Consider the following 21,582-nt stretch of genomic DNA (forward strand, 5'->3'; position numbering starts at 1 on the left):
TAGTTTGGCTTGCATTTATCCGACAAAAATAACAAAACTACAGATGCAGGATACTCAGATGATAATTAAATAGAGCCAAAACATATGCATAAAAAACAACAGTACTTTATTCGGACTTTGCTTTTTTCCGCATCAATGAGCTTGATGTATCAAGTTGCTTGGGCCAATGAAACTGATGCTGTCGTCAATGAAACTGAGGGTGAACATTCGCAGGATGTGCCTGAAACTGACCAAAATTCATCGTATATCACGCCAAAGACCTATGATTTTTTAGATCAAATTCCACGTTGGATTGATGCAACACCGACCTTCTTACCTGAACAATCAGATCACCCCATTGTTCCGACAACAGAACAAACGGAAAATAATAGCTGGACCGATCGACAACAGAAGAAAGTCCGAAATTGGGCAGATCGAACGGCCGTTCGCATGGATAATTGGTTTGGGCAAAGTGAGCCTGATAAACCAGCCAATGCTACCCTTAGGGTGATTTTAGACAACAGTTGGAATAAGCACGATGAATACGAAATTAAGCCACGTATTCGCGGTAAAATTAAGCTTCCCACTTTAGAAAAAAAATTGAGTGTGGTCTTTGGTGATGACTCACTTGATAATGAATTAGAAAATAATGCTGCAATTACCAATGAAAACCCTGCGGGGCATAGTGATAAAAATTATGACAATAAGCAAACCCGTGAAGATAACAGTTCACTGGCTTTACGTTGGTCAGAAATTTCAGATCGACTGCCCTTCGAAACTGACGTTGATCTCGGTTTACGTTCTGGTGATGACCTATATGTCCGCTTAAAAGCAGCTAAAAAATGGCAACTCGACAATGACTTTCGTTTTTTAGCAGAACAGATTTATCGCTATGGCATCGACAGTGAAAATTATCTAAGAACCAATTTAGAATTAACCCATGCCCGCCCAGGCCAATCCTTTATCTCGAACCAATTCAACCTGACCTATGCCGATACGCAGGATGATGATTTGAAATGGGATAACTTCAGTTTTCGCCAACACCAATTTTTTAAAGGCAACCGCTTCAGCTATGGCCTATATACAGGTGGTTTTTACAATAACGATCAACTGCGTTTAAACAGTTGGGGGCCATCTGTGTCATGGCGCCAACCCTTCCTGCGCGAATGGTTTTATATCCAAGGCGATCTCAATTACCACAATAACCATCGTGATGATAAAAGCCACTTTTTGGGCGCTTTAGTGCGTCTTGAAGCCCTGTTTTAAAACATCTTTAAACACAGCATATAAAAAAGCCCATCTCAACAGGATGGGCTTTTTTAAATAACTCAGGTTCAGTTTTTCTTAATCACACTCACACGATCATTACGTGCAATACGCGACTGCTTTTCAGCGACTTTTTTCACTTTAGGAAAGCTGTACTGAGCACAATCATTTCGTATCACACGGCGGCTATCGACAAAAGGGTTGATATCGTATTGTGCGATCTGCTTTGAAACCTGCACTCGGTCATTACGCACCATTTTTTGCGTAGCGCTATCTGCCTGAGCAGATTGCATGAGGCCCATAGAGAGCAGCGAACCCATTACAGCGATCACTAAAATTTTCATCTTACAATTCCCAATATTCAATGATCGCTATTATAGATTAATTATTTATTTTTAATTTATTTTAAAGATTAAAACATGGACGTTTTTATTTATGCCCTCTATCGAAAAACCAAATAAAAAAACCTCCCGAAGGAGGTTCATTTCATATCACGGTTACTTCAGCAATAAGCTGTTAATCCGTTTGATATATTGGGCTGGATCTTCGGGTAAACCACCTTCAGCAATCAACGCCTGATCAAAAATAACATTCGCCAAATCATCAAACTGCGCCGAGCTTTCTAATTTTTGCACCAAAGGATGGGATGGATTGATTTCCAAGACTGGTTTTGACTCTGGAACCGCTTGTCCTGCTTGTTTTAGCATGCGAACCAACTGAGGTGATAACTCACCTTCAGCCACCACCAAACATGCAGGAGAATCAACTAAGCGTGTGGTTACGCGAACCTCTGAAGTTTTATCTTTGAGCGATGCTGACAATTTTTCAACCACCGGTTTAAATTGTTCCGCTGCGGCTTCAAGTGCTTTTTTCTCTTCAGCATCTTGCAAGTCACCTAAATCAACCGCACCTTTAGCGACGTTTTGCAATGGTGTGCCATCAAATTCAAATACAAATTCCATCGCCCACTCATCTACACGTTCAGTCATGAGCAACACATCGATGCCTTTTTTCTTGAACAATTCAAGTTGCGGAGAGTTTTTCGCTGCATTCAAACTATCAGCCGTAACATAATAAATGGCTTTTTGGCCTTCTTTCATATTGGCTTTATAGTCCGCCAATGACGTCACGACTTCATCGTTGCTGGCAGTAGCAAAACGTAATAATTTTAAAATACGCTCTCGGTTTGCCATATCTTCGCCCAGTCCTTCTTTCAAGACTGAACCAAATTCTGCATAGAAGGTTTTAAATTTTTCTTGATCTGCAGCATCTTCCGATTTTGCCAAAGCATCAAGTACGGTCAAAATACGACGGGCGTTACCTTCGCGAATCGTTTTCACGTCGCGGCTTTCTTGCAATAATTCACGGCTCACATTCAGCGGCAAGTCTGCGCTATCCACCACACCTTGAACAAAACGTAAATAATTTGGAATCAAATTATCCGCATCATCCATGATAAATACACGTTTCACATACAGCTTAATTCCTGCTTTAGCTTCACGTGTGAAAATATTGCTTGGTGCGCGAGATGGAATATAAAGTAACTGTGTATATTCCGTACTTCCCTCTACACGGTTGTGTGTCCACGCAAGCGGGGCTTCAAAATCATGGCTCAGGTTTTTATAAAACTCAGTATATTGTTCTTCACTGATCTCATTTTTATTACGCGTCCATAATGCACTTGCTGAGTTAATCGCTTCCCATTCATCCGTCAGTACATATTGACCAGGTTTTGCTTCTTCGCCTTCGGCAGCTTCCTCTTGTTGCCAAACTTCTTTCTGCATCTCAATTGGCAAACTAATATGATCAGAGTATTTATTAATAATCTGCTTAACTTTGTAACGATCTAAATAATCTAAAGCATCCTCGCGTAAATGCAAAATGATGTCGGTTCCACGTGAAGCCTTATCAATTGGCTCTACATCAAACTCACCTGTACCATTACTAACCCAACGTACCGCTTCAGCGGCATTTACCCCAGCACGACGTGATTCCACTGTAATTTTTTCAGCAACAATAAAACCTGAATAGAAGCCCACACCAAATTGACCAATCAATTGTGCATCTGACTTTTGATCACCCGTAAGCTTCGACATAAAATCTTTAGTGCCAGACTTAGCAATCGTACCCAAATGATCAATCGCTTCTTGTTGTGTCATACCAATACCATTATCCGAAATGGTAATTGTCTTCTGCTCTTTATTTAAATGAATACGCACATGTAAATCTGGATCATTTTCATAATATTCAGGATGATTAATCCCTTCAAAACGGAGTTTGTCACATGCATCCGAAGCATTGGACACTAACTCACGTAAGAAAATTTCTGGATTGGAATATAAAGAATGCGTTACCAAATGTAGTAACTGAGCTACTTCTGCTTGGAAGCTATGTTTTTGAGAATTTTGTTCGCTCATCCGTCTCTCCGTTCATATTATGTATTACGATTGAATGCTATATGAATGGAGGGACTTCACTATTTTTCAATAGGCTGAGTGGAAAAATTTTCACAGCATCGCACTCATTTTTAATGTTTAAAATGGCCCCTGCTTATACACACGGTCCATGTAAAGATCTAGTTTTTGCTGTCGCATTTTATATACATCGCTTAAACAACTGACATTGTCACGGCACTGATCGCGTAGTTGTAACCATTTTATTTGTTGATCTTGAATTGCACCACGTGTCCCCATGGGAACCAAATGACGAATAATCGTATAGGTCGTGGCCATTTTGACATCAGCATCATTAATACTACGGTTATCACAAACCGCATGTTCGGTAATGGTTTTCGCCTTTTTACAATCAAAACTTGCGGCATAACTTGTCGAAATAAAATAAGCACTGCCCAAGACCAGCATTCCCTGAATAATTTTTTTCATCGTCTTTTCTCTTCATCCAACTTGCTGATTTATTTCGACTCTAACAGTTCCACCTAAATTTTCTATTGCCTATTTGTTCAATTCGATCAACTGATGAATGGAGTATGCTGCATAAAAAACCCTGCCATTAGGCAGGGTTTTAAGATCAGCTACAGCTTAGAATTTGTAGCTATAACCAATTGTATACACCATAGGATCGATATCTAAATCAAAAGTTTCGACAACTGTTTGAACTTCAGGCTGGATTTGAGCATAACGTGCATCAAAGAATACGCCCCAGTTTTTAGCATCAGCTGGTTGGTAGTTAAAACCAACTTGGCCAGCAAAACCATAAGACTCTTTCACTTTAACCTTTGTGCCTTCTAGCACACCTGAACCATCTTCATCCCAAGCAACAAATGCTGTACCACCCACACCAATGTAAGGTGTAAAGCCAGTTGAATTTTTAAAGTTATATTTCGCAGTAATTGTTGGTGGAAGATGTTTCAATTTAACACCAGCAACTTTTGAACCCGCAGCTGTTACATCCACATCATGACTAATTGGTGTAGCTAATAGTAATTCAGCTGAAATGTTGTCATTAAAGAAATATTCTACAGACGGTGTAAATGCAAACTCATGATCTGCTTTTACATTTAAAGCACCATTAGCAATATCAGTATCTGCAGTTGGAGCAATTACAGAAGCACCAACTTTAACCTGCCATTGACCAGCCATCGCTGAAGCAGACATACCCAATAATGCAATAAGAGCAGCTTGTTTTAACATTTTAAAGCAACCTTCTAGAATGAATAATTAATATTAAACATTAGTATTAAAATTATGCAACATTATTATTTTATAAATTTTTACATTATTATATAAGTCATTATTAATTATATATATTTATTTTAATCATAGTGCAATGCTTGGTTTTATATTTTCACCGTTATAATTAATTTATTATTCATAATATACCAACCTTTTTAATCAGAATTAATAAAATGAATTATTTTAATCCAACCAAAATCCTCAGGATTAAATAACAAAAAAGGCGATTATATAATCGCCTTTTTTATTTATCTTTGAAAATTTTTTAGAGTACCATTGCGGCAATCCAACCAAAGATCATTAATGGAATATTGTAGTGAATGAAGGTCGGGACCACACTGTCTTTCATGTGGTCATGCTGACCATCCATATTAAGGCCTGATGTTGGGCCTAAAGTTGAGTCTGATGCCGGAGAACCTGCATCTCCTAAAGCTGCTGCTGTACCAATAATGGCAATCGTTGCCGCTGGGCTAAAACCAAATTGAATACAAAGTGGTACATAAATAATGGCCAAAATTGGGATTGTTGAGAATGAAGAACCAATACCTAAGGTAATTAATAGCCCTATCAATAGCATCCAAAATGCAGCTAAACCTCGGCTGTTTCCAATCCATTCAACCGAAGCTTGTACCAGTATTGGTACTTGATTCGTAGCCTCAATCACAGATGCAAAGCCCTGCGCAGAAATCATAATGAAACCAACCAGTGCCATCATGCGCATACCACTGATAATGACATCATCGGCTTCTTTCCACTTAAAAATACCTGCACAGCTTAAGATCGCAACACCAACCAGACCCGCCAAAATCATCGACTCAGATATGACTTGAACAGAAAGCGTAGCAACCACTGCAACCGCAGCCATAATCAAAGTAAATTTAGCGACTTGTGGTTTACCATTTTCATCTGCTTTTACATCAGATGAGATGGTGTGCTGTGATTCCTTAACCTGAACGTCAGCATACTCTCGTGGTTTACGGTAGCTATAAAAAACAGCAATTAATAAGCCAACAAACATCCCAAATACTGGAATTGCCATAGCAGTTGGAATTTGATCATAGCTGATGTTGAAACCGTATGGCTTACCAAAGGTATTGATGTTTTGACCTAAAATATCATTAAGGAAAATAGCACCAAAACCAAAAGGTACCAGCATATAAGTCGCCACAAGACCAAAAGTCAGAACACAAGCAATCAAACGACGGTCAAGTTTTAAATGATTAAATACGCTGAGTAATGGTGGAATTAATACTGGAATAAACGCAATGTGCACTGGAATCACGTTTTGTGAACATACGGCGGCTAAAGCGATAGTAGCGAAAATTACGTATTTCACGCGATTCTGGGCTTTCACATTACTGTTACCTTTGAGTTTAGTAATGAGTTGATAAGCCAGTAAATCTGGCAAACCTGAACGCGCAAGTGCCAAAGCAAATGCCCCCAACACGCCATAAGCAAGTGCGATTTGAGCACCGTTGCCTAAGCCACTATTAAACGCTTCGATGGTGCCATGAATACCAAGACCAGCTAACAAGCCACCTGTTACTGCACCAATGATCAGCGCAAATACAACAGGCACGCGTGCCAGCGACAGTCCAAACATGACTGTAATTGCGGCAAGAATAGCAAACATAAGAAAAAAGGGAGTCTGACAAAAAAACCGTATTTTATCAGAATTTGCTCGCTATTTAGCCCCCTATCGATGAAACTGCCACTGTTGAACGATTTACTTAAAACTGCTGTGATTGCGCAAATTGAGCGATGTAACTTGCAATTTTTTCGGGTTGGCTCAGCACGGCCCAATGATTGGCATTGACTTCAACTACAGATAAATCTTCAACCCAATTAGGTAATTCTTTAATGTAATCTGGACTGACAAAATTATCATGTTTCAACACAATCGCTTGTACAGGACAGACGGCATGACGTTGTCTAGGCTGAGTTAAGCGGGGAATAAAATTAGCACGGTAAAGCGCAATACCGTGTTTACCATCATGCTGAATATTATGATTCAAAGGCAATTCTTGAGTACGTTCTAAATCATTCACAATTTTTCCCCAACGTTCAGCATTCAAAAAATGCCACGCGGTCGGTGCCAAAAATGGTAATTGGAATACCCCGATGTACCATGACTTACTTAATAATTTGAGTAATTTTTTCTGCTGATGCTTAAAGCTATTTCTGAGCAAAAATGCCGCATGATCCAAACATGGCCCAGAAATAGTTGAATAAGACAAAATACGTGAGCGAAATTTTGGCTCAGTCACCGATTCCCAAGATTGGATAGAGCCCCAATCATGCGCGGCCAAATGAAAACTACGTTCGCCTAATACCGCTTGCGTTACACTATCCAAATCAAGTGATAATTGCTCCAAACGATAATCTCGTACTTTACGGGGCACAGATGACTGCCCTGCACCTCGCACGTCATAGCTCACAATATAAAATTCAGAACCAAGATGTTCAATAACCGGTTCCCATACTTCCTGATTATCAGGATAACCATGAACCAAAACCAAAGCGGGCTTGGTTTCATCACCCCATGTCTTCACATAGAGCCGTTGTTGATCTGTGGTATTCACCCATTGCGTATTTAGTGGTTGCATTCTTCTTGTCCTTTTATCGATTCCATCGAATTGACGTTTTATTTGTGAACATAGGCAATGTGATCAATGCCACAGTTTGGAAACTCATTTAGTATGCAAAGTTCAGCATAAAAAAAAATTGACCCAGTATGAGCATAATCCAGAAAATAATGACAATGCCTATTGTCTCTAAATTCTTACTCAATCATTATGCCCCTTATAAAGGTGCTGGCATTTCGATTGATAAAATTGATCTCGCCAATTATCACATTCGCGTCAAAATGCCATTAACTCATAAAAATCAAAATATCGTCGGTGTACATTTTGGCGGTAGTCTTTATTCAATGGTTGACCCATTTTATATGTTGATTTTGATGCATCACCTGGGCTCACGTTATATCGTGTGGGACAAAGCTGCAAATATCCAATTTTTATCCCCTGGGCGTGGAACGGTATACGCTGACATCCAGCTCGACCCAAATGAAATCAATCATATTAAAAACTTAGCAGATAACCACGCACCTGTACTACGGAACTATAGCTTAAATATTTTTGATGAAGCAGGCTTACGTATCGCTGAAATTCAAAAAACTCTATACATTCGTCGCAAGCAACCCCGTCCACGCAAATAAAAAAGGCGCTTATCTTTAAGCGCCTTTTCATTCAATTTTATCGGATTGGATTAGCGATTTTGCTCAATTGCAGCACCTGCACCACCACCGATTGCACCACCAATCGCAGCACCGGTGTTACCACCAAAGATACTTTTACCGACTGCAGAACCAATCGCACCACCTACACCACTATATGTGGCATTTCGGTTTGAACCGTTTTGAGTTTTACTACCGACAGCTGCACCAGCACCACCACCAACGGCTGCACCTACACCACCACCGACATTATTACCCACACCACCACCAATGGCACCACCTAAAGCTGCAGCACCAATACGTTGTTCATTTGGCGACATGCTTTCACAACCAGCAAGCATTAGGGTCGACATCATCGCGACTGCGCATACGCTCATTACTTTTTTCATTGTGATGTTCCTTGTCTTCTTCATTACCTATGATTCTAAAACCATTGTATGAAACAATTAAACATAGCTTGTTACGGCTTGGAGCATAAATGCTGCATTTTGTAAAAAACCACGCCTAATCGCTCACGAATCACTCAGGATTTTCATCCAAAATCATCAAATCTTTTGTGGTTTCACCATTTTCAGTCAGCACAGCATGAGAGAGTTTGGCTTTGCTTTCTGGATCAGTTGCTTGATCTAGTTTTAGCGTGCGTTTAATCGGGTCTTGTCCTTTCTTAAACTCTACACCTTCTGCATCAATATTGGTGTTTTGACGAATAATCTGACCGTCCTGTTTCACCGTAGTCTTGGTTTCAATTTTAGAAGTTGGGACGATGACACCACCACGTTGTAGTACTGGAATCGATAATTTCTTTTCAGAAAAATCACTTTGATGGTCTGAAAGTTCAATTTCACGTGCCACGATATCCTGACCTTTATTGGTCATTTCTAACACTGTTGCAGTCACTTGACGTACAGGTTCTTGACCTGCAACACGGCGAATCACTTCTGTTTTTAGTACTGGAACTACAGCTTTATCTTCAACCACAATCGAATTGGGCATAGGTGCGGCAATCGCTGTCAATGAGCTGAATAATGCAGAAACTGCGAATAATTGCTGTGTGAATTTCATCAAAAGACCCCGTTATGTTTAAGTTTAAAAATCAAGAGATTTGTTATGTTCTATTTTTACTATAGGAAATATTTCAATATTAGGAAAGCTTTAATTTTCAATTCATCCACATAAAAAAAGCCACCCGAAGGTGGCTTTTTTGAATGATTTAAGGGCTAATTAAAGACCGTTAAATTCATCGCTAAATGCTTGGCTTAATGCTTGATCTACATCAGAGAAATCATTGTGAAGCTCAAGCTCTGCAGCTTCAGACTCTTGACGACGACGTTCTAAGTGGTAAGCCAAACCTGTACCCGCTGGGATCAGACGACCTACAACTACGTTTTCTTTCAGACCACGTAATTCATCTTCTTTACCTGTTACAGCAGCTTCAGTTAACACACGAGTTGTTTCCTGGAACGATGCAGCAGAAATGAACGAGTCAGTAGAAAGCGACGCTTTGGTAATACCCATCAATTGACGTTCAAACTTCGCTGGGAACTTGTTCTGAGCTGCCACAGCTTGGTTTTCTTGAACAACGCGGATGTATTCCACTTGCTCGCCTTTGATGAAGCTTGTATCACCACCGTCAGTGATTTCAACTTTACGAAGCATTTGACGTACGATCACTTCAATGTGCTTGTCGTTGATTTTTACACCTTGCAGACGGTATACGTCCTGAACTTCGTTCACGATGTAGTTTGTCAGTGCAACTTCGCCTTTCAAACGTAAGATGTCGTGTGGGTTTTGCGGACCATCAGAAATGGTTTCACCACGGTTCACATGCTCGCCTTCGAACACGTTAATCGTACGCCATTTCGGAATTAGCTCTTCGTAAATCTCAGAGCCATCATCCGGAGTAATCACAAGACGGTTCTTACCTTTGGTCTCTTTACCGAAGCTTACGATACCTGAAATTTCAGCAAGGATCGCATGTTCTTTCGGTTTACGTGCTTCGAACAAGTCAGCTACACGCGGTAGACCACCGGTAATATCACGTGTACGTGAAGATTCTTGTGGTACACGACCAATAACGTCACCGACACCAATTGTTTCGCCGTCGCGCACAGTCAGAATCGTGTTTTGTGGTAGGAAGTAGAACTGTTCGCCGCCATCTGTTGTATCCAATACAACCGCTGGACGCATATCTTTACCAGATGCTGGACGTGAAGTTACTGGAAGTACCTCAATAGTCGTCATACCTGTTGCATCATCAGTTTTCGATGTCACAGTTACGCCATCAGCGATTTGGCTGAAACGCACTTTACCTGCAACTTCGGTAACCAATGGATGTGTATGCGGATCCCAAGTCGCTACGATACCGCCAGCTTCCACAGCTTCTCCATCTTTAATGATGATTGAAGCACCGTATGGAATTTTGTAACGTTCGCGTTCACGACCGATGTCATCTGCGATACCGATTTCACCTGAACGTGAAGTTGATACCAAGTGACCTTTAGCGTGTTGTACTGTTTTCACATTGTGGAAACGTACTGTACCTTTGTTACGAACTTGTACGCTGTTAGCAGCAGAAGTTCGGCTCGCAGCACCACCTACGTGGAACGTACGCATTGTTAACTGTGTACCTGGCTCACCAATTGATTGAGCAGCCATTACACCCACAGATTCACCTGGATTCACCAAGTGACCGCGAGCAAGGTCACGACCGTAACATTTCGCACATACACCGAAAGTAGATTCACAGTTTACAACTGAACGTACTTTCACTTCATCGACACCTTGCTCTTCTAAGTAGTTTGCAAGTTTTTCGTCGATTAAAGTATTACGTGGAAGAATCACATCATCCGAACCTGGTTTCTTCGCATCTTCAGCAAGTACACGACCCAATACTCGAGTACCTAAGTTCTCGATGACATCGCCACCTTGAATGAACGGAGTCATTACAAGACCGTCGAAAGTACCACAATCTGGCTCAGTAATTACCAAGTCTTGTGCAACGTCAACCAAACGACGAGTCAAGTAACCTGAGTTCGCAGTTTTCAATGCAGTATCGGCCAAACCTTTACGTGCACCGTGTGTTGAAATGAAGTACTGAAGTACAGTCAAACCTTCACGGAAGTTTGCTTTAATTGGTGTTTCAATGATCGAACCATCTGGTTTCGCCATCAAACCACGCATACCCGCTAACTGACGAATCTGAGCTGCCGAACCACGGGCACCTGAGTCAGACATCATATAGATCGAGTTGAATGATTTTTGTTTCTCGTCTTCACCCTGTTTGTTTTTAACAGTAGTGAAAGACAAGTTGTCCATCATCGCTTTCGCTACTTGGTCGTTTGTACGCGCCCAAATATCGACAACTTTGTTATAACGTTCGCCGGCAGTTACGAAACCTTGTTCAAATTGTTGTTCAATTTCGCGAACTTCAACTTCAGCTTTTTCGATAATTGCTTGTTTTTGTGGCGGAATCAACATGTCTTCCATACCTACAGACACACCTGAGTGAGTCGCTTGACGGAAGCCCAAGTACATCAATTGGTCAGCGAAGATAACAGTATCTTTTAGACCTAATTTACGGTAGCAAGAGTTGATCAATTTAGAGATGTTCTTTTTAGTCATCTCAACGTTGATTTGTTGGAAATCCATACCTTCAGGTACAACTTCCCAAAGTAAACAACGACCTGGAGTTGTGTCTACAACAATGGTTTGTTGTTCACGGTTACCATTTTCGTCAATGACAGTTTGGTGTACACGTGCTTTTACGCGAGCGTGTAAATCAACTTGACCTGTTGCAAGTGCACGGTTTACTTCGTCAGTATCCGCAAACACCATGCCTTCACCTTTGGCATTGATCGCATCACGAGTGATGTAGTACAAGCCTAAGACAACGTCCTGAGAAGGTACGATGATTGGCTCACCGTTCGCAGGAGAAAGAATGTTGTTTGTTGACATCATTAACGCACGAGCTTCTAACTGAGCTTCAAGTGTTAATGGTACGTGTACCGCCATTTGGTCACCGTCGAAGTCGGCGTTAAATGCCGCACAAACTAACGGATGAAGACGGATTGCTTTACCTTCAATCAGGGTTGGTTCAAATGCTTGAAGACCCAAACGGTGAAGTGTAGGCGCACGGTTCAACATCACTGGATGTTGACGAATTACGTGAGCAAGTACATCCCAAACTTCTGGAGTTTCACGCTCAACCATTTTTTTCGCAGCTTTAATGGTTGTCGCTTGGCCAGACGCTTGTAGTTTCGCGAAAATGAATGGTTTGAATAATTCAAGCGCCATTTTTTTCGGAAGACCACATTGGTGCAGACGTAAAGTTGGACCTACAGTAATTACCGAACGACCAGAGTAATCGACACGTTTACCCAATAAGTTTTGACGGAAACGACCTTGTTTACCTTTGATCATGTCTGCCAAAGATTTAAGAGGACGTTTGTTCGAACCGGTAATTGCGCGACCACGACGACCGTTATCAAGCAATGCATCTACAGACTCTTGTAACATACGTTTTTCGTTACGTACGATAATGTCTGGTGCTGCAAGGTCTAGAAGACGTTTTAAACGGTTGTTACGGTTGATTACACGACGGTAAAGATCGTTCAAGTCAGAAGTCGCAAAACGACCACCTTCTAGAGGAACCAACGGACGAAGATCAGGTGGAAGTACTGGAAGTACATTCATCACCATCCATTCTGGCTTGTTGTTCGACTCTTTGAACGCTTCCATCAATTTCAGACGTTTAGAGGCTTTTTTAAGCTTCGTTTCTGAAGTTGTATTTGGAATTTCTTCACGAAGACGTGAAATTTCAGCTTCAAGATCGATGTCTTTCAACAAATCTTGAACTGCTTCTGCACCCATTTTCGCAGTGAATTCATCACCGTGTTCTTCTAAAGCCGTGAAGTATTCTTCATCGTTTAGAAGTTGGTATTTCTCAAGTGGAGTCATACCTGGGTCAGTTACAACGTATGATTCGAAATACAATACACGTTCGATATCACGTAAAGTCATGTCTAAAAGCAGACCAATACGGCTAGGAAGTGATTTTAAGAACCAAATATGCGCAACTGGAGAAGCAAGGTCAATATGACCCATACGCTCACGACGTACTTTTGCAGTTGTTACTTCAACGCCACATTTTTCACAAATGACGCCCTTGTATTTCATACGCTTGTATTTACCACACAAGCATTCGTAATCTTTTACTGGACCAAAGATTTTGGCACAGAATAAACCATCACGTTCAGGTTTGAACGTACGGTAGTTAATGGTTTCAGGCTTTTTAACTTCACCATGAGACCACGACTTAATCATTTCTGGTGACGCAAGACCAATACGGATGCGATCAAACTCTACAGGAGCATGACCGTCTGAATCCGTCTTTTTGCGCATGATATCGAGCAAGTCTTTCAATTTTTTTCTCCGTGTGTTGTGGAGATTTTCACTTCACAACTGGGTCACAAATATTGTTTTTTAACTGAGAAATCCCCCTTGCCCCTCTTGATTAAAGAGGTGAGAAGCACTGCTTCGCAAGGGAGATTCAATGGAGCTAATTAGTCACCATTTTTCAGTTCAATGTTGATACCTAAAGAACGGATCTCTTTGGTCAATACGTTGAACGATTCAGGCATACCTGGGTCCATGTAATGGTTACCATCTACAATGTTCTTATAGATACGGGTACGACCTTCAACGTCATCCGACTTCACAGTAAGCATTTCTTGAAGTGTGTATGCTGCACCGTAAGCTTCGAGTGCCCATACTTCCATCTCACCGAAACGCTGACCACCGAATTGTGCTTTACCACCAAGCGGCTGTTGAGTTACTAGAGAGTAAGAACCAGTAGAACGCGCATGCATCTTGTCGTCAACCAAGTGGTTCAGTTTCAACATGTACATGTAACCTACAGTTACTGGACGGTCAAAACGTTCACCTGTACGACCATCATACAATACTGTTTGACCAGTACGTGAAATGCCACCAAGTTCTAACAATTCTTTAATTTGTGATTCTTCAGCACCATCAAATACTGGTGTTGCTAAAGGAACACCTTTACGCAAGTTACCTGAAAGCACCAAGATTTCTTCATCAGTCAAGCTATCAAGATCTTCTTGTTCGCCACCAACTTTGTTGTAAATCTTGTCTAAGAAATCACGAAGCTCAAGTACAGTACGTTGCTCTTTCATCATCTTGTCGATTTGATCGCCAAGACCTTTAGCTGCCATACCTAAGTGAGTTTCAAGAATCTGACCCACGTTCATACGTGATGGTACACCCAGTGGGTTAAGTACAACATCAACTGGAACACCGTTTGCATCGTGTGGCATGTCTTCTACAGGTAAGATATTAGATACAACACCTTTGTTACCGTGACGACCCGCCATTTTATCACCCGGTTGGATGCGGCGTTTTACAGCCAAGTAAACTTTAACAACTTTCAATACGCCAGTTGTCAGTTCATCACCTGTAGAAAGTTTGCGTTTTTTCTCTGCAAATTTCTCGTCAATTTCAAGGCTCTTCTCTTTCAAGAACACTTGAATTTGAGTTAAACGTTCAGCAATCGCTTCGTCGACTGGTTGGATTTCAATAAGATCAACCAACTCAAGACCAGACAATAACTCTTCAGTTAATTTGTCACCGCGTTTAGTTGTACCGCCACCGTTAGATTCTTGACCTTTCAATAGACGAACAATACGTTCACGAGCCGCTTCTTCGAAGATTTTGTATTCTTCTTTCAAGTCTTTACGGTAAGCATCAAGTTGTGCTTTCTCAATTGCTTGAGCACGTTCGTCTTTTTCAAGACCGTCACGTGTAAATACTTGAACGTCAATTACAGTACCTTTCACAGATGAAGATACACGTAATGAAGAGTCTTTTACGTCAGCCGCTTTTTCACCGAAGATTGCACGAAGCAATTTTTCTTCCGGAGTTAACTGAGTTTCACCTTTAGGCGTTACTTTACCTACAAGAATGTCACCAGCAGTTACTTCAGCACCGATATAAACGATACCTGATTCATCCAATTTAGAAAGTGCAGCTTCACCCACGTTCGGGATATCCGCTGTAATTTCTTCAGCACCCAATTTGGTATCACGTGCAACACATGAAAGCTCTTGGATGTGGATAGACGTTAAACGATCTTCTTGAAGTACACGCTCTGAAAGTAAGATCGAGTCTTCGTAGTTGTAACCGTTCCAAGTCATGAACGCTACACGCATGTTTTGACCCAATGCCAATTCACCGCCATCTGTTGATGGACCATCAGCAAGAACGTCACCACGTGCAACTTTGTCACCTAAACGTACAACAACGTTTTGGTTGATACATGTATTTTGGTTCGAACGTGTGTATTTGATCAGGTTGTAGATATCCACACCTGCTTCGCCTGCCACCATCTCTTCTTCGTTTACACGAATAACGACACGAGAAGCGTCGACGAATTCAATACGACCACCACGTTTCGCAAGTACACACACACCCGAGTCATGTGCTACGTTTGCTTCCATACCTGTACCAACAAGCGGTTTGTCAGCACGTAAAGTAGGAACAGCCTGACGCTGCATGTTTGAACCCATCAATGCACGGTTGGCATCATCGTGTTCAAGGAACGGAATAAGTGATGCCGCTACAGATACAACCTGCTGAGCAGATACATCCATATGCGTTACTTTTTCTGGTGGAATACGTACAAATTCACCTTGGTGACGTACAGATACGAATTCTTCAGTTAAGTTACCGTCTTTATCGATACCAGAATCGGCCTGTGCAATCACAGTACCTACTTCTTCAATCGCAGAAAGGTATTCAACATCATCCGTTACACGACCATCAACAACTTTACGGTATGGAGTTTCCAAGAAACCGAAGCTGTTACATTTAGCATATACAGACAATGAGTTAATCAAACCAATGTTTGGACCTTCAGGAGTCTCAATTGGACATACACGACCGTAGTGAGTTTGATGTACGTCACGTACTTCGAAGCCCGCACGCTCACGAGTCAAACCACCTGGGCCCAATGCTGATACACGACGTTTGTGTGTAATTTCAGACAACGGGTTGTTTTGGTCCATGAACTGAGACAACTGGCTTGAACCAAAGAATTCTTTGATTGCAGCAGCAACTGGTTTCGCATTGATTAAATCTTGCGGAGACAAGTTATCAGTTTCAGCTTGAGATAAACGTTCTTTAACAGCACGTTCAACACGAACTAGACCAACACGGAATTGGTTTTCTGTCATTTCACCAACAGAACGAACACGACGGTTACCCAAGTGATCGATATCGTCGACTTCACCTTTACCGTTACGGATTTCAACTAATGTTTTCAATACATCAGTGATGTCTTCGTTTGAAAGAATACCTTCAACTTCACGAGACTTCTGATCCGTACCCACTTCGTAAGGACGACCCAAACGACGGTTGAACTTCATACGACCTACTGGTGATAAGTCATAACGTTCAGAAGAGAAGAACAAGTTATTGAATAAGTTTTCAGCAGCTTCTTTTGTTGGTGGCTCACCCGGACGCATCACTTTGTAGATTTCTACAAGTGCTTCTTCACGACCAGTTGTAGTATCTGCACGTAAAGAGTCCGCAATGAATGGACCACGGTCGATGTCATTGGTATAAAGTACGTTGAATTGCTTAACGCCGCCCTCAGCCAATTTCACCATAATTTCATGGCTAAGTACGGTATTTGCCGCAACAACTTCGCCATCACGTAACGTTACATCTTCAGCAACGATACGTTCATATAGGTATTCATCAGGAACAGAAAGTTTTTCAAGACCTGCTGCTTCCATTTGACGAACATGGCGCGCGTTAATACGTTTACCTTGTTCAACAATTGTTTTACCGTCTGTACCCACGATATCAAACTGTGCCATTTCGCCACGTAGACGTTCTGGAACCAAGTCAATTTGATAGCTACCCATATCAAGATATACAGGTACTTTTTCGTAGAACATGTCTAGGATTTGTTCGTTATTATAACCCAAGGCACGAAGCACAACAGTCGCAAGTAATTTACGACGACGGTCAATACGAACATATACAAGATCTTTTGCATCGAATTCAAAGTCTAACCATGAACCACGGTAAGGAATGATACGAGCAGAATAAAGAACTTTACCGCTAGAGTGAGTTTTGCCTTTATCGTGATCAAAGAATACACCTGGTGAACGGTGTAATTGAGATACGATTACACGCTCAGTACCATTGATCACAAAGGTACCGTTGTCTGTCATAAGTGGCATTTCACCCATGTAGACTTCTTGCTCACGCACATCTTTGATTGTTTTAGTTTCGCGATCTTTAATGATCAGACGAATTTTTACACGCATTGGCGCCGCATAAGTTGAGCCACGAAGAATACATTCGCGCACATCAAATTCAGGCTTACCAAGACTATACTCAACAAATTCTAAAGCAGCATTGCCAGAATAACTTTCAATAGGAAAAACTGAACGAAATGCGGCTTGGAGACCGATATCTTCGCGGTTTTTTGGAGTTTTGCCGTCTTGAAGGAAAGTTCGGTACGAGTCGACTTGAATCGCGAGCAAGTACGGAACATCCATTACCTTGGGCAATTTACCAAAATTCTTACGGATCCGTTTCTTTTCGGTATATGAGTATGCCATCTGGAGTCCTCGGAAAGTAAACTAAGTCCGCCTGCAGAACGAACTTAGAAGGAATTACGCAGGCCGATATGGCCACCACTTTCACAAATGCTGCAATTTTTAGTGGTATTAAAACGCTTAACAATATTTTTTACTGAAAAATATTGGTAAGCGTTTGGTTTTATAAATTATTTTTAATTTGTATGATTTTTATATCATGCAAACAAAAATCGAGCCGATTATTGTAACGCAAAAAGGCTGATGACCCAAGGGCCACCAGCCATTTTTTGGAGCCGATTATAAAAAAATCGACTCCCCTTAAGATTACTTAAGTGTAACTGTAGCACCAGCTTCTTCAAGTTTTTTCTTAAGTTCTTCGCCTTCTTCTTTAGAAACGCCTTCTTTAAGAACTGAAGGAGCGCTTTCAACAAGATCTTTAGCTTCTTTAAGACCAAGGCCAGTAGCTTCACGAACTGCTTTAATTACAGCAACTTTGTTAGCACCGAAAGAAGTCAACTCAACGTTGAATTCTGATTGTTCTTCAGCAGCAGCACCAGCAGCGCCAGGAGCAGCAGCAACTGCTACAGCAGCAGCAGATACGTTGAATTTTTCTTCGAAAGCAGAAATAAGTTCAACAAGTTCAAGAACAGTTTTTTCAGCAACTGCGTTTAAGATTTCTTCGTTTGTTAAAGCCATGAGAGTAACTCCAAATGGGTATTGAATGGTGTGTAAATTGATTTAAGCTTAAGCAGCTTCTGACTCGTTTTTCTCTTTGAGCGCAGTAATAAGGCGACCCAATTTCGAAATAGGAGCTTGAAGAACGTTTGCAAGCATAGTAAGCGCTTTCTCTTGGTTTGGAAGGTTCGCGATAACGCTAACTTCAGCACCTTGATAAACTTTACCGTCAAATGCAGCAGCTTTAAGTTCAAATGCTTTATTAGTTTTAGCAAATTCTTCGAACAAACGAGCAGCTGCGCCCATGTCGTCTTCAGAAGTTGAGAAAGCTAAGATTGTTGGGCCAACAAGGTTGTCGCTCAAGATATTGAATTGAGTATCTTGAAGAGCACGTTTAGCCAAAGTGTTACGAACTACACGAGTAGCAACACCTAGTTTACGAGCTTCAACACGTAGAGCAGTTAATTGCTCAACAGTTAAACCTTGATAGTCAGCAACAACAGCAGCATACGCAGTAGAAGCAACTTCAGTTACTTCAGCTACGATCTGTTTTTTGCCTTCGATAAGAAGAGCCATTGTAAAACCTCCTAACGGTGATTTATGCACCTATACAGATGCACTCCCAATTCGTTAGCTCATCACTGAACCAACACGCGGAGGAGGAACAAATCACACCACCGCGTCTACTCAGGCTGGGCTATTAAGAAGAAAGCATAAAACTCCCCTCGCCTGAGGTCTTTGACGCTGATAAATCTAAATTTATCAATTCAAAGTTTGCCTGAATCACGCAATATACGACGGAACGTTTCTTGCGTAATATTTAAAGCGGTGCTTCAAATATTACTCAGGGCTTTAAAATTCTGTAATAAGTCGAAACTTATTTAGAAACGTTTGCCACATCAACAACAAGACCAGGACCCATAGTAGAGCTTAGAGTGATCTTTTGGATGTAAACACCTTTAGAAGTAGCAGGTTTTGCTTTCTTAAGGTCTGCTACAAGAGCTTCAACGTTTGAACGAACAGCTTCAGCAGTGAAACCTACTTGACCGATCGCAGCGTGGATGATACCTGCTTTGTCTACACGGTAACGTGCTTGACCAGCTTTCGCATTTTTAACAGCAGAAGCTACGTCAGGAGTTACAGTACCCACTTTAGGGTTTGGCATTAAGCCACGTGGACCAAGAATCGTACCTAACTTACCAACAACGCGCATTGCATCCGGAGCTGCAATTACTACGTCAAAGTCAAGGTTACCCGCTTGGATGCTTTCAGCAAGATCATCAAAACCAACAACGTCCGCGCCTTCAGCTTTAGCAGCTTCAGCAGCAGCGCCTTGAGCAAACACAGCTACACGTACAGTTTTACCAGTACCTGCAGGAAGTGTAGTCGCGCCACGAACAACTTGGTCAGATTTACGAGGATCAACACCTAGGTTTACAGCAACATCCAAAGATTCTTTGAATTTTACTGCTGGAAGGCCGTTAAGAACTGCAACTGCTTCTTCCAAAGTGTAAACTTTGTTAGCTTCAACAGCAGCAACAATGGCTTTTTGACGTTTAGTTAATTTAGCCATGTCTTATAGCTCCACTTCCAAGCCCATAGAACGCGCAGAACCAGCAATGGTACGTACACGTGCGTCTAAATCAGCACCAGTAAGATCTGGTTCTTTAGTAGTCGCAATTTCTTCTAATTGAGCGCGAGTCAACTTACCAACTTTAGTTTTGTTAGGTACAGCTGAACCCTTTTGGATGCCCGCAGCTTTCTTAAGAAGAATCGCAGCAGGAGGAGTTTTCATGATGAATGTGAACGACTTGTCGTTGTACACAGTGATCACTACTGGAATTGGAAGACCAGCTTCAACTTTTTGTGTCGCAGCATTAAATTCTTTACAGAATGCCATGATGTTAACACCACGTTGACCTAGTGCAGGACCAATCGGTGGAGATGGATTTGCTTTACCAGCTGGAACTTGCAGCTTGATATAGCCGTCAATCTTCTTAGCCATTTCAATTACCTCTGGGTACTAACGCCGCTAGGCTCCCCATACATATAAGTAACGATACCGTTACAACAACAATGCCCGACTCATAACAAATCGGGCGTTTATCAACCAAGTTAAATTAAACCGATTTTTCGACTTGGCGAAATTCCAGCTCAACCTGAGTTGGTCGATTAAATACATTAATCGTCAACGTTAAACGTGACTTATCGTATAGAACTTCTTCCACCACGCCTTTAAAGTCGGTGAATGGACCGTCAATTACGAGTAATTCTTCACCTGGTTCAAACATCGTCTTAGGACGAGGTGCTTCGCCAGTATTGCGTACACGTGCAAGAATCGCATCAGCTTCTTTTTGCGTAATTGGTGCAGGTTTTTCTGCAGTACCACCGATGAAACCTAATACTTTTGGACATTCTTTAACAATGTGCCAAGTTTCATCATTCATTTCCATTTCGACTAACACATAGCCTGGAAAGAATTTACGCTCAGATTTACGTTTCTTACCATCCTTCATTTCCACTACTTCTTCAGTAGGGACAAGGACTTCACCAAAGCTATCGGCTACAGCGCTACGCTGGATTCGATCATTAAGTGAGCGTAACACTTGTTTTTCATAGCCTGAATAGGCATGAATAATGTACCAACGTTTCATAGCTCTCTTACCCGATAATAAACTTCATTAACCAGCTCAAAGCATAGTCAAAGCACCATAATAAAATAGATGCCACTAAGACTACCGCAAGTACCTGCCAAGATGTGGTCATGGTCTCTTGCTTGGTTGGCCAAGTCACTCGACGTAACTCAATTCGAGCATCTTTCAACAATCGAACAAAGCCTTTGCCTTGATGGGTGGCGTATAATAAACCTAAAGCCACGATGATACAAGCCAAAATTACCCCAACACGGACCCAGACATCATTCGCTGGTGCCCAGTATGCTGGCAAATGTTGATTCACCATCATAGAACTACCGAGTAAAATCAACGCGATAACCCACAGAACATAGTCTAAAGGGGAACCAGAATTAACAACTTCAGCAGGATTATTTCTTTGAGGAATTGGCGCGTCGCTTAATGCGTCACGCGATTTATCATTCGACATTTTT

The 21,582-nt window shown here is 41.5% G+C and carries 18 protein-coding genes; 2 read left to right on the plus strand and 16 right to left on the minus strand.

Annotated features, from left to right (window positions below; genetic code table 11):
• The first annotated feature begins 135 nt into the window (after nucleotides 1–135).
• On the plus strand, nucleotides 136–1,245 hold the full coding sequence (locus MST17_RS14635) for a hypothetical protein (protein WP_373685433.1): 1,110 nt from the start codon (nucleotides 136–138) through the stop codon (nucleotides 1,243–1,245).
• 68 nt (nucleotides 1,246–1,313) lie between these two features.
• On the opposite strand, the gene MST17_RS14640 is transcribed toward MST17_RS14635, so the two are convergent.
• The 6 genes from MST17_RS14640 to MST17_RS14665 form a co-directional block, all read right to left on the minus strand.
• Nucleotides 1,314–1,589: a hypothetical protein gene (locus tag MST17_RS14640; RefSeq protein WP_180026784.1), complete on the minus strand. Its 276-nt coding sequence runs from the start codon at nucleotides 1,587–1,589 to the stop codon at nucleotides 1,314–1,316.
• A 153-nt stretch (nucleotides 1,590–1,742) separates the two neighbouring features.
• The gene (gene htpG / locus MST17_RS14645) at nucleotides 1,743–3,662 is read right to left on the minus strand and encodes a molecular chaperone HtpG (RefSeq protein WP_180026783.1); all 1,920 of its coding nucleotides are present in this window, start codon (nucleotides 3,660–3,662) and stop codon (nucleotides 1,743–1,745) included.
• Between the two features lie 117 nt (nucleotides 3,663–3,779).
• On the minus strand, nucleotides 3,780–4,127 hold the full coding sequence (locus MST17_RS14650) for a lysozyme inhibitor LprI family protein (RefSeq protein ID WP_078189819.1): 348 nt from the start codon (nucleotides 4,125–4,127) through the stop codon (nucleotides 3,780–3,782).
• Nucleotides 4,128–4,283: 156 nt separating this feature from the next.
• Nucleotides 4,284–4,895 (minus strand): OmpW family protein, encoded by a 612-nt coding sequence (locus tag MST17_RS14655; protein WP_111885838.1) that lies wholly within the window; start codon nucleotides 4,893–4,895, stop codon nucleotides 4,284–4,286.
• A gap of 307 nt (nucleotides 4,896–5,202) precedes the next feature.
• Entirely contained in the window at nucleotides 5,203–6,570 is a 1,368-nt protein-coding gene (locus tag MST17_RS14660; RefSeq protein ID WP_180007047.1) for a Na+/H+ antiporter family protein, read from the minus strand.
• Between the two features lie 97 nt (nucleotides 6,571–6,667).
• Nucleotides 6,668–7,543, minus strand: coding sequence for an alpha/beta fold hydrolase (locus tag MST17_RS14665; protein WP_180026782.1), 876 nt, complete (start codon nucleotides 7,541–7,543; stop codon nucleotides 6,668–6,670).
• A 128-nt stretch (nucleotides 7,544–7,671) separates the two neighbouring features.
• Here MST17_RS14665 and MST17_RS14670 point away from each other — a divergent pair, with 128 nt between their 5' ends.
• Nucleotides 7,672–8,154, plus strand: coding sequence for a DUF4442 domain-containing protein (locus tag MST17_RS14670; RefSeq protein ID WP_180026781.1), 483 nt, complete (start codon nucleotides 7,672–7,674; stop codon nucleotides 8,152–8,154).
• Nucleotides 8,155–8,204: 50 nt separating this feature from the next.
• On the opposite strand, the gene MST17_RS14675 is transcribed toward MST17_RS14670, so the two are convergent.
• The 10 genes from MST17_RS14675 to secE form a co-directional block, all read right to left on the minus strand.
• Nucleotides 8,205–8,561 (minus strand): DNA transfer protein p32, encoded by a 357-nt coding sequence (locus tag MST17_RS14675; RefSeq protein ID WP_078192840.1) that lies wholly within the window; start codon nucleotides 8,559–8,561, stop codon nucleotides 8,205–8,207.
• A gap of 130 nt (nucleotides 8,562–8,691) precedes the next feature.
• Nucleotides 8,692–9,234 carry a hypothetical protein gene (locus MST17_RS14680; RefSeq protein WP_180026780.1) on the minus strand — a complete coding sequence of 181 codons (543 nt, stop codon included), beginning with the start codon at nucleotides 9,232–9,234 and terminating at the stop codon, nucleotides 8,692–8,694.
• Nucleotides 9,235–9,393: 159 nt separating this feature from the next.
• Nucleotides 9,394–13,593, minus strand: a complete 4,200-nt coding sequence (gene rpoC / locus MST17_RS14685) for a DNA-directed RNA polymerase subunit beta' (RefSeq protein WP_078192842.1) — start codon at nucleotides 13,591–13,593, stop codon at nucleotides 9,394–9,396.
• Nucleotides 13,594–13,733: 140 nt separating this feature from the next.
• Nucleotides 13,734–17,822, minus strand: coding sequence for a DNA-directed RNA polymerase subunit beta (gene rpoB / locus MST17_RS14690; protein WP_180007035.1), 4,089 nt, complete (start codon nucleotides 17,820–17,822; stop codon nucleotides 13,734–13,736).
• Nucleotides 17,823–18,125: 303 nt separating this feature from the next.
• The gene (rplL, locus tag MST17_RS14695; RefSeq protein WP_078189828.1) at nucleotides 18,126–18,497 is read right to left on the minus strand and encodes a 50S ribosomal protein L7/L12; all 372 of its coding nucleotides are present in this window, start codon (nucleotides 18,495–18,497) and stop codon (nucleotides 18,126–18,128) included.
• A 48-nt stretch (nucleotides 18,498–18,545) separates the two neighbouring features.
• The gene (gene rplJ, locus MST17_RS14700; RefSeq protein ID WP_111885844.1) at nucleotides 18,546–19,052 is read right to left on the minus strand and encodes a 50S ribosomal protein L10; all 507 of its coding nucleotides are present in this window, start codon (nucleotides 19,050–19,052) and stop codon (nucleotides 18,546–18,548) included.
• A 301-nt stretch (nucleotides 19,053–19,353) separates the two neighbouring features.
• On the minus strand, nucleotides 19,354–20,049 hold the full coding sequence (rplA, locus tag MST17_RS14705) for a 50S ribosomal protein L1 (protein ID WP_078189830.1): 696 nt from the start codon (nucleotides 20,047–20,049) through the stop codon (nucleotides 19,354–19,356).
• 3 nt (nucleotides 20,050–20,052) lie between these two features.
• Nucleotides 20,053–20,481, minus strand: coding sequence for a 50S ribosomal protein L11 (gene rplK / locus MST17_RS14710; RefSeq protein WP_004868049.1), 429 nt, complete (start codon nucleotides 20,479–20,481; stop codon nucleotides 20,053–20,055).
• 115 nt (nucleotides 20,482–20,596) lie between these two features.
• Nucleotides 20,597–21,130 carry a transcription termination/antitermination protein NusG gene (gene nusG / locus MST17_RS14715; protein WP_078189831.1) on the minus strand — a complete coding sequence of 178 codons (534 nt, stop codon included), beginning with the start codon at nucleotides 21,128–21,130 and terminating at the stop codon, nucleotides 20,597–20,599.
• 7 nt (nucleotides 21,131–21,137) lie between these two features.
• Nucleotides 21,138–21,578 (minus strand): preprotein translocase subunit SecE, encoded by a 441-nt coding sequence (secE, locus tag MST17_RS14720; protein ID WP_078189832.1) that lies wholly within the window; start codon nucleotides 21,576–21,578, stop codon nucleotides 21,138–21,140.
• Between the last annotated feature and the right edge of the window lie 4 nt (nucleotides 21,579–21,582).

It is taken from the genome of Acinetobacter sp. YH16056_T, assembly GCF_024605895.1.
Taxonomy (GTDB): domain Bacteria; phylum Pseudomonadota; class Gammaproteobacteria; order Pseudomonadales; family Moraxellaceae; genus Acinetobacter; species Acinetobacter amyesii.